This window comes from Nocardia brevicatena NBRC 12119 (assembly GCF_000308495.1).
Lineage (GTDB): Bacteria > Actinomycetota > Actinomycetes > Mycobacteriales > Mycobacteriaceae > Nocardia > Nocardia brevicatena.
The window spans coordinates 1-14,250 of sequence record NZ_BAFU01000023.1 but is presented as its reverse complement, the minus strand read 5'-3'; the positions used below and the strand labels follow the sequence as shown (position 1 = coordinate 14,250).

At 68.6% G+C, this 14,250-nt stretch carries 11 protein-coding genes; 4 read left to right on the top strand and 7 right to left on the bottom strand.

The window, feature by feature from the left end:
- Positions 1-4: 4 nt before the first annotated feature.
- Positions 5-784 (top strand): DNA-formamidopyrimidine glycosylase family protein, encoded by a 780-nt coding sequence (locus tag ON20_RS04960; RefSeq protein WP_040833758.1) that lies wholly within the window; start codon positions 5-7, stop codon positions 782-784.
- A 176-nt stretch (positions 785-960) separates the two neighbouring features.
- Complete coding sequence (locus ON20_RS04955) at positions 961-1,143, top strand: hypothetical protein (protein WP_040833757.1); 183 nt, start codon at positions 961-963, stop codon at positions 1,141-1,143.
- 44 nt (positions 1,144-1,187) lie between these two features.
- On the opposite strand, the gene ON20_RS04950 is transcribed toward ON20_RS04955, so the two are convergent.
- Positions 1,188-2,921, bottom strand: coding sequence for a glycerol-3-phosphate dehydrogenase/oxidase (locus ON20_RS04950; RefSeq protein ID WP_040833756.1), 1,734 nt, complete (start codon positions 2,919-2,921; stop codon positions 1,188-1,190).
- Between the two features lie 432 nt (positions 2,922-3,353).
- Here ON20_RS04950 and glpK point away from each other — a divergent pair, with 432 nt between their 5' ends.
- Entirely contained in the window at positions 3,354-4,850 is a 1,497-nt protein-coding gene (glpK, locus tag ON20_RS04945) for a glycerol kinase GlpK (RefSeq protein ID WP_040833755.1), read from the top strand.
- Between the two features lie 152 nt (positions 4,851-5,002).
- On the opposite strand, the gene ON20_RS04940 is transcribed toward glpK, so the two are convergent.
- The 4 genes from ON20_RS04940 to ON20_RS04925 form a co-directional block, all read right to left on the bottom strand.
- Positions 5,003-6,178, bottom strand: a complete 1,176-nt coding sequence (locus tag ON20_RS04940; RefSeq protein ID WP_040833754.1) for an aminotransferase-like domain-containing protein — start codon at positions 6,176-6,178, stop codon at positions 5,003-5,005.
- 474 nt (positions 6,179-6,652) lie between these two features.
- Positions 6,653-7,759, bottom strand: coding sequence for a DUF8176 domain-containing protein (locus tag ON20_RS04935; protein WP_040833753.1), 1,107 nt, complete (start codon positions 7,757-7,759; stop codon positions 6,653-6,655).
- 75 nt (positions 7,760-7,834) lie between these two features.
- Positions 7,835-8,863 (bottom strand): hypothetical protein, encoded by a 1,029-nt coding sequence (locus ON20_RS04930; protein WP_245547061.1) that lies wholly within the window; start codon positions 8,861-8,863, stop codon positions 7,835-7,837.
- Between the two features lie 317 nt (positions 8,864-9,180).
- Positions 9,181-10,584 (bottom strand): NAD(P)H-quinone dehydrogenase, encoded by a 1,404-nt coding sequence (locus tag ON20_RS04925; RefSeq protein ID WP_040833752.1) that lies wholly within the window; start codon positions 10,582-10,584, stop codon positions 9,181-9,183.
- 194 nt (positions 10,585-10,778) lie between these two features.
- Here ON20_RS04925 and ON20_RS04920 point away from each other — a divergent pair, with 194 nt between their 5' ends.
- Positions 10,779-11,258 (top strand): gamma-glutamylcyclotransferase family protein, encoded by a 480-nt coding sequence (locus ON20_RS04920; RefSeq protein ID WP_040833751.1) that lies wholly within the window; start codon positions 10,779-10,781, stop codon positions 11,256-11,258.
- 192 nt (positions 11,259-11,450) lie between these two features.
- On the opposite strand, the gene ON20_RS04915 is transcribed toward ON20_RS04920, so the two are convergent.
- Positions 11,451-12,647: a M20 family metallopeptidase gene (locus ON20_RS04915; protein ID WP_051161687.1), complete on the bottom strand. Its 1,197-nt coding sequence runs from the start codon at positions 12,645-12,647 to the stop codon at positions 11,451-11,453.
- 17 nt (positions 12,648-12,664) lie between these two features.
- Entirely contained in the window at positions 12,665-13,891 is a 1,227-nt protein-coding gene (locus ON20_RS04910) for a M20 family metallopeptidase (protein ID WP_051161661.1), read from the bottom strand.
- Positions 13,892-14,250 lie beyond the last annotated feature (359 nt).

Sequence of the window (14,250 nt, the reverse complement as noted above, 5' to 3'; positions counted from 1 at the left end):
GGCGATGCCCGAAGGTGATGTCGTCTTCCGTACCGCGGACAGACTGCGTGCCGGCCTGGCCGGGAAAATTCTCACCCGCAGTGACTTCCGCGTTCCGCGTTATGCCACGGTGGATCTGCGCGGACAGCGGATCGACAGCGTCGGCAGTTACGGCAAGCACCTGTTCATCCGCACCGAGTCGGTGAGCCTGCACACCCATCTGAAGATGGAGGGCAGTTGGCGGGTGTTCCACTGTGGTCAGCGCTGGACCAAACCGCGGGTCACCGCACGGGTGGTTCTGGCCACCGACGAGGTGGAGGCCGTCGGTTTCGAGTTGGGTACCGTACAGGTGTTGCGCCGCGTCGACGAGCACATCGTCATCGACCATCTCGGCCCCGACCTGCTGGGCCCCGACTGGGATCCCGCCGAGGCGGAGCTCCGGCTGGCAGCACATCCGGAGCGATCGATCGGTGACGCACTGCTGGACCAGCGCAATCTCGCAGGGATCGGCAATATCTACCGCAGCGAGATCTGCTACCTGCGTCGTGTCCACCCGGCCACCCCGGTCGGCGCGGTACCCGATCTGCTCGCCCTGGTGCACGAGGCCCACCGGGTGTTGCGCAAGGCAGCGGTCGAACCGCCGTGGCGGCCGCTGGTCTACGACCGCGCCCGCCGCCCCTGCAAACGGTGCGGGACACCGTTACGGGTGGAACTGCTCGGCGAGACCGTCCCCGGATTCGACCGGGTGAGCCGCCGCGAGCGCGGTATCTATTTCTGTCCCCGCTGCCAACCGCCGCCGGACTGATCCGCGCCGGCCCGGCCGTGGAGAGGCCCGACTCGAACCACATGTCTGCCCTCTACTTCACCGAGGTCACGTACGGGGCGGGACCGAAAACATGTGAGGTATGCCATCGACGGCTAATACGCGATATCTATCGCGCGACACACAGGATGTCCGCGTCGAGCCCCGGAGCAGGCCCCATGATTTCCCGCAGCACCCGGCCGGCCGCCATTACCGGCAGGCTACTGATCACAGCCCTGGCCATAGCGGCGACCGCGGTGTTCTGCTATTTCCTGCTGCACCCGGCACCCGCGCACCGCGCGCCCGCCACCCCGTTCACGCCGACCCCGACGCAGCAGGAACCGCCCACCATCCGGCCCTGATCCCACCCTGGCACGGTCACCGGGCGGCACCCGCTACCACGTGCTCAAGGTTCGACGGGCACCGGTTCCAGGATCTGCGGCCGCGGTTCGGGCGCGGCGATGCGCAGGGCGTCGGCCGCCGCGTCATCGGGCTGGGTCTGCGAACGCACCTCGGCGTCCACCCGCGCCCGATACGTCCGCACCTCCCGGTCGATCTCCTCCTCGTCCCAGCCCAGTACCGGCGCGACCAGCCGGGCGACCTCCTCGGCGCAGTCGGAGCCGCGGTGCGGGTACTCGATGGAGATGCGGGTGCGGCGGGCCAGCACATCGTCCAGATGCAGCGCCCCCTCGGCCGCCGCCGCGTACACCGCCTCCACCTGCAGATACGACGGCGCCTCGATGATCGGCTGCAGGAGTTCGGGGCGGCCGGCGGCCATGGCCATCACTTCGTCGATGAGCGAGCCGTACCGGCCCAGCAGGTGTTTCACGCGGTAGGGGTGCACACCGTATTCCTCGGCGAGTTGCAGTGTCTGGTTGACCAGGGCGAAGTATCCGTCGGCGCCCAGCAGCGGCACCTTCTCGGTGATCGATGGCGAAACCCGCGCGGGGATGTCCTGGGCGGCCTCGTCCATGGCGTCGCGGGCCATTACGCGGTAGGTGGTGTACTTTCCGCCGGCGATGGCGACCAGACCCGGCGCGATCCGGGCGACCGCGTGCTCGCGGGACAGTTTGGAAGTCTCGTCGCTCTCTCCGGCCAGCAGCGGGCGCAACCCGGCGTAGACGCCGTCGATATCGTCGTGGGTCAGCGGGGTGACCAGCACCTGGTTCACTCGGTCGAGCAGGTAGTCGATATCGACCTTGGTGGCGGCCGGGTGGGCGAGATCGAGGTTCCAGTCGGTATCGGTGGTGCCGATGATCCAGTGCGCGCCCCACGGGATGACGAACAGCACCGAGGTCGCGGTGCGCAGGATGACCGCGGTATCGCTGGCGATCCGGTCGCGCGGCACCACGATGTGCACCCCCTTGGACGCGCGCACGTGGAACCGCCCGCGCAGCTGCGACAGCGCCTGGATCTCGTCGGTCCACACCCCGGTGGCATTGATCACCACATGACCGCGCACCTCGGCGGTGCGGGCGTCCTCGCTGTCGCGTACCTGCACCCCCACCACCCGGTCGGCTTCCCGCAGGAACCCGACCACCTGGGTGGAGGTGCGGATCACGGCACCGTAGTGGGCGGCGGTACGGGCGACGGTCATGGTGTGCCGGGCGTCGTCGACAACCGTGTCGTAGTAGCTGATCCCGCCGATCAGCGAGGTGCCACGCAGCCCCGGCGCCAGCCGCAGCGCGCCGTGCCGGGTGAGGTGGCGCTGCCCGGGGACCGATTTGGCGCCGCCCATCGTGTCGTACAGCATCAGCCCGGCGGCGACATAGGGCCGTTCCCATACCCGACGGGTCAGCGGATACAGGAACCGCAGCGGTTTCACCAGATGTGGGGCCAGGGTGGACATCGACAGCTCACGTTCCGCGAGCGCCTCCCGCACCAGTCCGAACTCGAACTGCTCCAGATAGCGCAACCCGCCGTGGAACATCTTCGACGACCGGCTCGACGTCCCGGACGCCAGATCCCGCGCCTCCACCAGCGCGACGCTCAGACCTCTGGTGGCGGCGTCGAGCGCGATACCCGCACCCACCACTCCGCCGCCGACCACCACGACATCGAAGTGGTCCTTGTCCAACCGCTCCCACGCCGATCGGCGCTGTTGCGGTCCGAGAAACTGCGATCCCGGCTTCTTGGTCATCGGTTCGACTCCTCGAGTACGGGTGCTACGAGACCACCTGCATATCCCCGCGTCCGCCGTACAGCCTATGCGCAACCCAGCCCAACATCCCGCATCGAGTTCACCATCAATCCCGTATCGAGACCACCATCACCCCGCACCCCACGGACACCCCCGAAGGAACCAATCCCCACTGGGCTGCGCCACACCACATCCCACACTCCCCGCCCCTCGCCGAACCACGCGCCATTCCGCCCACCACACCCACGCACCCCCCACACCCACGCACCCCACGTGCCGTGTCTTACGAGGCCCACAAAGGGTTGCGGCCCGTCTCGCGTTTCGTCGCCCGAAGCGCATGTGCCGAAGGCACGAGTCTCGGGCGCCGAAACGCGAGACCCGTCAGGGCCGCAACCCCGCCCGCGCGAATGCGCGGGCAATTAAGCTCAGCCAATGCGCTATGTGGCTGCGATAGACCAGGGCACCACGTCGAGCCGGTGCATCCTCTTCGACCGTCGGGGGCATGTCGCAGGGATGGCCCAACGGGAACACGAGCAGATCTTCCCGCACCCCGGCTGGGTCGAGCACGACGCCGAAACACTTTGGCGCAATACCGAATTCGTCCTCGGCGCGGTGATGGACGAAGCCGGGGTCGATGCGGCCGATATCGCGGCGGTCGGGGTCACCAACCAACGCGAGACCACGGTGGTGTGGGATCGCGAGACCGGTGTTCCCGTGCACAACGCCATCGTCTGGCAGGACACCCGCACCGACCGGCTGTGCACCGAACTCGGCGGGTCCGTCGGCCCTACCCGGTATGCCGACCGCACCGGACTGCCGCTGTCCACCTATTTCGCGGGCCCGAAACTGCGGTGGATCCTCGACACCGTCCCGGGCGCCCGGGAGCGCGCCGAAGCAGGCCAGTTGTGCTTCGGCACCGTGGACAGCTGGCTGCTGTGGCGGCTCACCGGCCGGCATATCACCGATGTCACCAACGCGTCCCGAACGATGCTCATGGATCTGCGGACGTTGCGGTGGGACGAACGGATCTGCGCCGACTTCGGGGTGCCGATGGCGATGCTGCCGCAGATCCACAGTTCGTCGGAGGTGTACGCGGAGATCACCGCGGGGCCGTTGGCGGGTGTCCCGGTCTCCGGCATTCTCGGCGATCAGCAGGCGGCCACCTTCGGACAGGCGTGCCTGTCGCCCGGCGACGCCAAGAACACCTATGGCACCGGCAATTTCATGTTGCTGAACACCGGGAACACACCCGTGTTCAGCAGTCACGGACTGCTCACCACCGTGTGTTATCGGTTGGGCGACCAGCCCGCGGTCTACGCACTGGAGGGCTCGATCGCCGTCACGGGTTCGCTGGTGCAGTGGTTCCGCGACAATCTCGGCATCATTTCCGATGCCGCCGAGATCGAAGCGCTGGCCCGCACCGTCGACGACAACGGTGGTGCCTATATCGTCCCGGCGTTCTCCGGTCTGTTCGCTCCCCGCTGGCGCCCCGACGCCCGTGGCGTCATCGCCGGTCTCACCCGTTTCGTGAACAAGGCCCATCTCGCCCGCGCCGTCCTGGAATCGACCGCGTTCCAGACCCGCGAGGTCATCGACGCCATGCGCGCCGACGCCGAATCGCAACGGCTGGAATTGGAACTCGGCACTCTCAAGGTGGACGGCGGAATGGTCGCCAACGATCTGCTCATGCAGTTCCAGGCCGATATCCTCGACCTCCCGGTGGTTCGTCCCTCGGTCAACGAGACCACCGCGCTCGGCGCCGCCTACGCGGCCGGTCTCGCCGTGGGCTACTGGTCGGGGCTCGATGATATCCGCGCCAACTGGTCCGCCGACAAAACCTGGCATCCCGATATGTCGGCCGAGGACCGCAAGGACCACTTGACCGCCTGGAACAAGGCCGTAGAACGCACCTACAACTGGGCGGATTGACACGGTATGTCACAGATCAACCGTGCTGCGTCGGTCGGCCGTTTCAGGGGTAACAACCCACTGGGTGAGTTGCCCGGTGATGTCGGCGATCATGTCGTGGTCACTGTCGTAGTGGAGCACTGTGACGCGGCACCGAACCGGCGTGGCACGTCTCATCCGAGGGCGCGGCCCAGTCGGGCGACCGCCTCGGTGAGGGTTTCCGGGATGGCCGTGGTGAAGCACATGCGGAGCGAATTCGAGTATCCCGCGCCGACCGCGAATGCCCGGCCGGGCACATAGGCCACACCGGCGTCGAGGGCGCGCGGCAGCAGGGTTTCGGTATCGGTGCCGTCGGTGAAATCGGCCCAGACGAACATACCGCCGGAGGCGTCGGTGCAGGCCAGTCGGTCGCCGAGCTGTGCGCGGACGGCGTGGACGAGCGCCTTGGCCCGGTCGGCGTAGGCGCCGCGGACGGTGTCGATATGCGCGCGCAGCCAGTCGGTATCGGCCAGTAGGTCGGCGGCGATCTGCTGGGTGAGCGCGGATCCACACAGATCGGCACCCTGTTTGAGCAGTTCCACCGCGCGGCAGACCTCTTCGGGTGCGTTCATCCAGCCGACCCGCAGGGTGGGGGCGATGATCTTGGATGCCGACGACAACCGGATCACGTGACGCGAGTAGGCGGCGACCGGCGCCGGGGCGGGACCGTCGAACCAGAGTTCGCCGTACGGGTCGTCCTCGATCACCCAGAAGCCGTGGGTTTCGGCCAGTTCGGCGAGCGCGCGGCGTCGCGCCGGGCTCATGGTCACTCCGCCGGGATTGTGGAAATTGCTCACGGTGTGCACCACGGCGGGTTGTTCGCCGCGGGCGAGCAGCTCGGCCAACCGATCCACCCGCAGCCCTTCGGCGTCCATCGGCACTGCCGTGATCCGGGCCCCGGCCGCACGGAAGACCTGGAGTGCGCCGACATAGGCCGGGTCCTCGACCACCACCGGGGCACCCGGGTCGAGCAGCACCTCGGCCAGCAGCGACAGCGCCTGCTGAGAACCGTGGGTGACGAATATCTCGGCCGTATCGACGGGCCGACCGAGTCGCGTCGATTCCCGACCGGCGAGCACCTCCCGCAACGGGCCCCAGCCGGGCGATTCGGTGTACTGCAGGCTCGCGCTGTCGCGGAGGGCGGCTTCCGCGGCGGCCGCGATCCGCTCGCCCGGCATGAGGTTCGCGTCGGGCAGGCCGCCGGCGAGGCTGATGATATCCCCGCGTGCGGTGAGTTTCAGCAGGTCACGAATGGCGGAGCTGGTGAGTCCGGAGAGTTTGCCGGCCAACCGTGGGCGATGCGGGGACATGGGACCTCCGGGATAGCGGAGCTGCGCGTTACCCCACTGTCTCATACGCTTACCATAATATGAAATTGTTGTCTCATATTTTGAGAAAGGTCAATTCCGTACCCGGCCATCACCGCGCTCCCACACCGGCCTCGCTCCGACACGGGTGGCTCGCCGTTTCGCCCTCACACGATTCGACCCCACCCGATTCCGAGATGGGGTCGAGTTACCGGTACGCCCAACCCGGACCGCGAGGGGACCGCTCGGAATTCGGATCTATCGAGGGCAGTCCGTAGCGACACTCGGCCGGCACCGCGGCGAGGCGTGTCGGTGCGGTTCGTCGATATACCCGGCCGACGGGGAGCGACCACGGCAATACTCCGCATGAGCGATACCGAACCGGCCGGCAGACGGTCGATTCCGGGAGCAAGGAACGAATCCGTCCCGTCCCGGGCACAAAGGGTTGCGACAGCCTGCTACGAGCAGTGCTCGTTACTACTCGTACGGGTCGATCAACTGGATAAGGGTCCGCCCGTCCCGGTTCACGGTCGTGACGCCCTGCCAGTACACCAACCGGGTACCGTCGGGACGAAGCTCGGTGATCTCCACATTGAAGTGATCCGGGGCCGTTTCCACGATGCGCAGACAATAGGTCGTGCCCTGCGGGATCTGCTCGTCGATGGCCTTCTGCAGTTCGGCGGGCGCCAGCAGGTTCGCGCCCGATGCCGCGAACGTATGCGCCAGGGTCGCGTCACGATCGGAGTAGTACGCATGCTGGAAACCGAGGATCGCGCCCGCCCCGCTGGCGGTGTCCCCCGGGCCGTTGCCGGTGGTCATTTTCCCGTCCTGGGTGGCCGGGCAGTCCAACGTGGCGCCGCCGGCGGGAGGCGCCGGGGCGGCGGTGCTATCCGTGCCTGTGCCCCGGATCAGCGCCCACACCCCGGCGGCGACGGCGAATACGGCCACGACCACGGCGGCGATCAGGACCAGTCGGTTACCGGTCGAGGTGCGGCGCTTGGCCGGGGTCAGCGCGCTCGCCACGGACTGCGGCGTGAGTTGCTGCGCGATCGGGTCGTTGTCCCAGGACAGGCCGGACGGTGAATGGCTCTCGGCCGATCCGGACCGCTCGGTCGACGACGCCGACGTATCGGCCGAGGAAGGACTCCACCGGGTATCCCGGTCGATCGGATGGCGGACGGTGGTGTCCGCGTCCTGTTCCCGCGGCGCGGGACGAAACACCGGCGACGACAACTCTGGACCGAAAGTCGACTCTGGAACAGGCCGGGATACCGGGACCGACAGCTCCGGACCGAAAGCGTCCGGGGCAGGCCGAAACACCGGCCTGGACATCTCCGGCGTGCCGCTGTCCGGCGCCCGGAACTGCGGTGCAGGGGCGGGCACCGACGGGGACGGCGCGGATTCCATGGCCGGCCGCCAGGTGAGCTCGGAATTCTCCGGTGCCGACTCGGGCTGCCATCCCGGGACGGGCAGTTCCCCCGTCGGTGGACCGAAATCGGAAACCGGCGGACCGAACTCACCGGTCGGCGGACCGAAGTCGGCCTTATCGGAACCGCTGTTGCTGCCTTCACCCTCGCCCGTCACAGCCCATCCCTTTCCAGGACACACGGGTGGGGCGGCCGCACACAGCAACCGCCCCACCCGTCCGATCTGCCCATGTCAGTACTGGAGTGAACCACCCCACTGGGTGGTGGCGCCACCGAGGTTGATCGTCTGCGGCCCGAAGTCGCCCGCGGGGAACACCGGCGGCGGCTTGATCTGCGCCGCGGCATCGAGTGCGGCCTGACCACCCGGCTGGGTGGCGATCCACTGTTCCACGGCCGCGCGAGCGGCGTTCACCTGGGTGGTGTCGATCACGGTGCCGACCTTCTGGTCCGCCAGACCCGGTCCGCCCACGAAGGCGTCCACCTTGATGGTGTTCACATCGACGAACTCGACCGACACCCCGGCCTCGCCGGGGCCGTCCGGCGTCCGGTAGCCGACGGTGCCGACATAACCCGACTCGTTGGTGAAGTGGTGCGTATTCGCGATATGGCCGGGAAGCAGGCTGCCACCGTCGACGCTGGCGCCGAACTCCGCGTGCGGTCCCTGCATCTCGACCACCGGCGCGGCGGGGGCCGATTCGAAGCGGGGAACCCAGGCCTCCGGCTGGACCAGGGTGTCCATTTCCGGAGCGGGGGCCTCGGAACCGGGGGCCACGGCACCGTCGGCACCCGGAGGCGGGGTCCGCGGAGCCGCCCCCTCGGGAGCGGGCGCTCCCGGCTCGCGCGGGGTCAGCGCCGGATCCGTGGGACCGGGCTGACCCGGCACCGGCAGCGGCGCCACGCGCGGCGGGGTGACACCCGGCTGAACGGGCCGGGTCGGCTTCTGGCCCTCGGGTCCGGAATCCTGCTCCGGGGTCACAACACCCGGCTGGCTCGGTGTCGGCGGGTTGTTCTGCCCGTCCTGCCGGTCCCGCGGGTCCTGCACGCCCGGCTGGCTCGGGCTCGGCTGCGTGGTCTGCGGACCCTGCTCAGGATCGGTGGTACCGGGCTGCACCGGAGCCGGAGTGCTCGGCGTGGCCGGCTGATCGTTCGGAGCGGCCCCCGCGGGCGACGCGAAGAGCGTGGCCACAGCGGCCGCCGCGGCCAACGGCAGCGAGGTACTCACCGCGGTGCGCTGCGCCCGATTCGGCTTATGATGTCTCACTTCTCGCCCAATCCCTCTCGAATGCGGCCCTACCGACCCGCACCCAGTCATCACACTGACGAGATACGCGACAACGGAACGACCCGGGGCCGTTCGCCGTTCGCGCCCGGATAGGGCGAGCCCCCCGACAACAAACCACGCGACCGCCCGCCGATCGCATCTCTGCCCCGGAAGTGAATCACACCCGGGCCGATACGGCAACGCGGCGAAGGCATCCCACCAGGAGGAAGACCTACCGGTCGAAGGGGGTATCGGAACCGCCTGCGGACAACAGGTTCCGGCGCCTGCGGAACCACCTGCGCGTATGCCCCCGGCGCTCAGCCCAGGTCGTCGTGCCGCATGAGCTGCCGCGCGGCCTCGGTCACCGAGCCGGTCAGCGACGGGTACACCGAGAAGGTCTGCGCCAGGTCGGTGACCGTCAAATTGTTCTGCACCGCCAGCGCGATCGGCAGAATCAGCTCGGAGGCGATCGGCGCCACCACCACACCGCCGATCACCACACCGGTGGCGGGACGACAGAAGATCTTGACGAACCCGCGCCGCAGGCCCGACATCTTGGCCCGCGGATTGGTGTTCAGCGGCAACATCACCGTGCGGGCGAGCACTTCACCATTGTCGATGGCCGTCTGGCTCACCCCGACCGTGGCGATCTCCGGACGGGTGAACACCGCCGACGCGACGGTCTTGAGCCGAATCGGACTCACCCCCTCGCCGAGCGCGTGATACATCGCGATCCGCCCCTGCATAGCGGCCACCGACGCCAACGGCAGCAGTCCGGTGCAGTCGCCCGCGGCGTAGATACCGGGCACAGCGGTGCGGGAGACCCGGTCCACCCGCAGGTAACCGCCGCGATCCAACTCGATACCCACCTGCTCCAGACCCAGATCGGTGGTGTTCGGGGTGGAGCCGACGGTCATCAGGGCATGCGAGCCGGTCACCGTGCGGCCGTCGGCCAGCATCACCTCGACACCGCTGTCGGTCCGCCGCACGGAATCGGCCCGCGCGTTCCTGATCAGCTCGACCCCGCGTTCGGCGAAGGCGTCCTCGAGCACCAGGGCGGCGTCGGCGTCCTCACCCGGCAGCACCCGGTCCCGGCTGGACACCAGCTTCACCTGCACGCCCATCTCGGTGTAGGCGGAGACGAACTCGGCGCCCGTCACACCGGAACCCACCACCACCAGTGTCTCCGGCGGTTCCGTCAGGTCATAGAGCCGGCGCCAGTTCAGGATGCGTTCCCCGTCCGGTACGGCTCCGGGCAGCACCCGCGGACTGGCGCCGGTCGCGATCAGCACCACTTCGGCCTCGACGATCTCCTGCGTCCCGTCGGCGAGCCGTGCCTCGACCCGGTGCGTCACCCGCCCCGCGCCGCCGTCCAGCAGCCGCCCCCGACCCGCCAGCACCCGCACTCCCGCGGTCTTCAGCTTGGAGCTGATATCCGATGACTGGGCCAGCGCCAATGCCTTCACCCGCTCGTGCACCTCGGGCAGCCGGACCTCCGCCTGGCTCGGATCGAGCGTGATCCCGAGGTTGCGGGCGCGTCGCAGATCGGTGCGCACACCGGTGGAGGCGATGAACGTCTTCGACGGCACACAGTCCCAGAGCACACAGGCCCCGCCGATACCGTCCGAATCGATCAACGCGACCTCGGCCCCGTGTTGAGCCGCCACCAGCGCAGCCTCGTAGCCGGCCGGTCCACCACCGATGATCGCAATACGGGTCATGCACCCCTCCGCTCGAACAGTTCGGACCGGGATCTCCGGCACTCGTCAACGTTATCGGTCGTGACGAACAGGTGCGCGTGCGCGGGTCGCCGCTGCTCCGACTCCGCCGCGACCGGCGGCGGACCAATGTCCGGCCGCGCCCATCGACGCGGCGACAAACACACTCGATGGGGTACCGGCTACCCTTTCCTACCGTGCCGATCTACGCCGCTTACGGGTCCAACATGGACTCGACCCAGATGCTCGAGCGCTGTCCGCACTCCCCCATGTTCGGAACAGGCTGGTTGGAGGGCTGGCGACTCACCTTCAGCGGAGACGATATCGGCTGGGAGGGCCCGCTGGCCACGGTGGTGGAGGAACCCGGCTCACGCGTCTTCGTCGTGCTCTACGACGTCTCCCCGGAGGACGAGCAGCGGCTGGACCGGTGGGAAGGCTCGGATTTCGGTATCCACCGCAAGATCCGACTGCGGGTGACACCGAATCCCGGCAGCGGGACCGAACCGATCCTGGCGTGGCTGTATGTGCTCGACGCGTACGAGGGTGGTCTGCCGTCGGCACGGTACATCGGCGTGATGGCGGACGCGGCGGAGAAGGCCGGAGCGCCGGAAGACTACGTGCACGCCCTGCGCACCCGCAACAGCCGCAACGTAGGCCCCGGCAACAACTTCACCTGAGTTCCCGGCCCGAAACCGATCGGGCACCCACCCCACCGCCCGTATCAACCGAGATCCCCAGACCCCACCGTCCCCAGGTGCCAGGTGCCGAGTCTTACGAGGCCCTCAAAGGGTTGCGGCCCGTCTCGCGTTTCGGCCCCCGAAGCGCATGCGCCGAAGGCACGAGTCTCGGGGGCCGAAACGCGAGACCCGTCAGGGGCGCAACCCCGCGCCGCCGGAGGCGGCGCGATCGAAATCGAACACAATATTCGTGAAGGTGCGCACACCGACGGCGAGGGCGCGTTCGTCCAGGTCGAATGTGGGCTGGTGCAGGTCGAGCTGTTCGCCCTGACCGGACCACACGCCCAGGCGGGCCATGGCACCGGGGACTTCTTCCAGATACCAGGAGAAGTCTTCCCCGCCCCCGGACTGCGGGGTGTCGGCGAGCGCGTTGGGACCCAGCTCGGCGATGGCCCGTTCGAACATGCGGACCGAATGCTCGTCGTTGACCACCGGCGGCACACCGCGGCGGTAGTTGAGCTGGTAGCGGACGCCGGTGGGGGCCAACAGTCCGTCGACGATCTCGTGCACCATCGGTTCCAGCAGCGACCAGGTGGCGTGGTCGCCGGTGCGGACGGTGCCGGTGAGCATGCCGGTCTGCGGGATCGCGTTGGGGGCCTTACCGGCGCTCACCGCACCCCACACCATGACCGTACTGGTGCGCGGGTCGATACGACGGCTGAGCAGCCCGGGCAGGCCGGTGATGACGGTGCCGATGGCGTAGACCAGGTCGCTGGTCAAGTGGGGGCGGGAGGTGTGGCCGCCGGGCGAGTCCAGCACCAGTTCCACGGTGTCGGCGGCGGAGGTGATGGCGCCGACCCGGATACCCACCCGTCCCACTTCCAGACGCGGATCGCAGTGCAGCGCGAAGATGCGCTCGATACCCGCCAGGGCTCCCGTGTCGACCACATCCAGCGCGCCGCCGGGCATGACCTCCTCGGCATGCTGGAAGATCAGTCGGATACCCACCGGTAGATCCAGGTCGGCCAGCGCCAGCGCGGTGCCGAGCAGAATGGTGGTGTGCGCGTCGTGGCCGCAGGCGTGCGAGACACCGGGAACGGTGGAGGCGAAATCGTGGCCGGTGAATTCCTGCAGCGGCAAGGCGTCCATATCGGCGCGCAGGGCGATCCGTGGGCCGTCGTCGGGACCGATATCACAGATCAGACCGGTGCCACCGGGTAGTACCCGGGGGGTGAGCCCGGCCTTGGTCAGCCAGGTGCCGACGAATTCGGTGGTGGCGAATTCGGTGCGGGAAAGTTCCGGGTTGGCGTGGATATGCCTGCGCCATTGGACGAGATCGACCGTGTGCTCGGCCAGCCACGCCTCGACCGCGTCCTGTCCGCTGCGCACCGAACGGCCGCTTGTGCTCACCGAATATCCTCCTGTCGTCGAACGACCCCCTGCAACAATCTCTCCTTGTGCATTTCATCGCCGGCGACCGCGATTGCGGTACGCGCGAGCGCCGTCGCCCCGTCCAACACGGCGCGATCGGCCGAGGCGTTCACACTTGCCGCCGCGAACCCGGGCTGATGGGTCACCGAGCCACCGGCATCGATGCCGATGACGGGGTGAATCCCCGGGAGGACATTGGTCACATTGCCCATGTCCGTACTGCCGAGCGGTCGCTGCGCCTCGAGCTCGGGTGCGATCGGCACCCGGCCCAGTCCGGCGATCTGCTCTCGATAGGCAGCCAGTAGTGCCGGGTCGGGCGTGAGCTCGGTGTAGGTCGGAGCGAGCATCCGTATTTCGTGGGTGCAGCCGGCCGCGAGGGCGCCCGCCTCGAAGCAAGCCGACGCACGTCGCATCAGATCGCCGAGGGATGCGGAGTCGACTGCGCGTAGGTAGTACAGCAGTTCCGCACGGCCGGGCACGATGTTCGGGGCTACGCCGCCGTCGCCGACTATACCGTGAAGTTGCTGGCCGGGCCGCAGGTGCTGCCGCAGCAGGCCGAGAGCGACCTGCGCGATCGTCACCGCGTCGCCCGCGTTGCGGCCTTCTTCCGGGGCGGCGCTGGCGTGCGCTTCCCGACCGTGGAAAACCACGGACAGATCGGCCAGCGCCAGGGACCGCGCGCCGGCGATATCGTACGGGCCCGGATGCACCATCATGGCCAGCGCCGCATCGTCGAAGGCACCGCGTTCGAGCATGAGCACTTTGCCGCCACCGCTCTCCTCCGCGGGGGTGCCGAGTACCAGGACGGTGATATCGAGCTCGTCGGCCACCTCGGCCAGCCCGAGTGCCGCCCCCACCGCCGCCGCGGCGATGATGTTGTGCCCACAGGCATGTCCCAGTTCGGGGAGCGCGTCGTATTCGGCGCACAGCCCGACCGTCAGCGCCCCGCTGCCGTAGCGGGCCCGGAACGCCGTGGGCAGTTCGGCGACCCCGCGCTCGATCTCGAAACCGCGTTCGGCCAGCGGTGCGAGCACTTTCGCCACACTGCGGGTCTCCTCGAAGGCCAGTTCGGGTTCGCGGTGGATATCGTGCGAGAGCGCGACCAGGTCACCGCCCGCCGCGGCGATCGCGGCATCCGAGCGCGCGACCCGATCGTCCACCGACCGGACCCCGAACTCACCGGAGCCACCGATAACTGCCATAGCCCCCAGTCTGGCACCACTTTGCCCCGAACCCGCTCACCCACAACCCCCTGTCGCGACACGCCGGACCCTTCATCACCTACCCACCGCACCCCACCAACCCCCCATCCCCGACGCGCACCACCGAACAGCGACCCGAAACCCACCAAGCCCTCACCCCGAAAACGCCGCGACCTCTACCGATTCATCTCCCCGTCTCTACCGATTCATCTCCCCGTCGGGGCTGCGCCGTCGCGGCCCCGTTCGCGGCCGTCTCGTGTTCCGGCGCCCGAAGCGCATGCGCCGAAGGCGCGAGTCTCGGGCGCCGAAACACGAGACCTGAAGGCCGCGAACACGCCGCGCCGAAGGCGCGGCCTCAA

Excerpts from the sequence above, each read along its gene's own strand:
- ON20_RS04910 (WP_051161661.1), bottom strand. The coding sequence starts at position 13,891 with ATGGCAGTTATCGGTGGCTCCGGTGAGTTCGGGGTCCGGTCGGTGGAC.
- ON20_RS04960 (WP_040833758.1), top strand. The coding sequence starts at position 5 with ATGCCCGAAGGTGATGTCGTCTTCCGTACCGCGGACAGACTGCGTGCC.
- ON20_RS04955 (WP_040833757.1), top strand. The coding sequence starts at position 961 with ATGATTTCCCGCAGCACCCGGCCGGCCGCCATTACCGGCAGGCTACTG.
- ON20_RS04950 (WP_040833756.1), bottom strand. The coding sequence starts at position 2,921 with ATGACCAAGAAGCCGGGATCGCAGTTTCTCGGACCGCAACAGCGCCGA.
- glpK (WP_040833755.1), top strand. The coding sequence starts at position 3,354 with ATGCGCTATGTGGCTGCGATAGACCAGGGCACCACGTCGAGCCGGTGC.
- ON20_RS04940 (WP_040833754.1), bottom strand. The coding sequence starts at position 6,178 with ATGTCCCCGCATCGCCCACGGTTGGCCGGCAAACTCTCCGGACTCACC.
- ON20_RS04925 (WP_040833752.1), bottom strand. The coding sequence starts at position 10,584 with ATGACCCGTATTGCGATCATCGGTGGTGGACCGGCCGGCTACGAGGCT.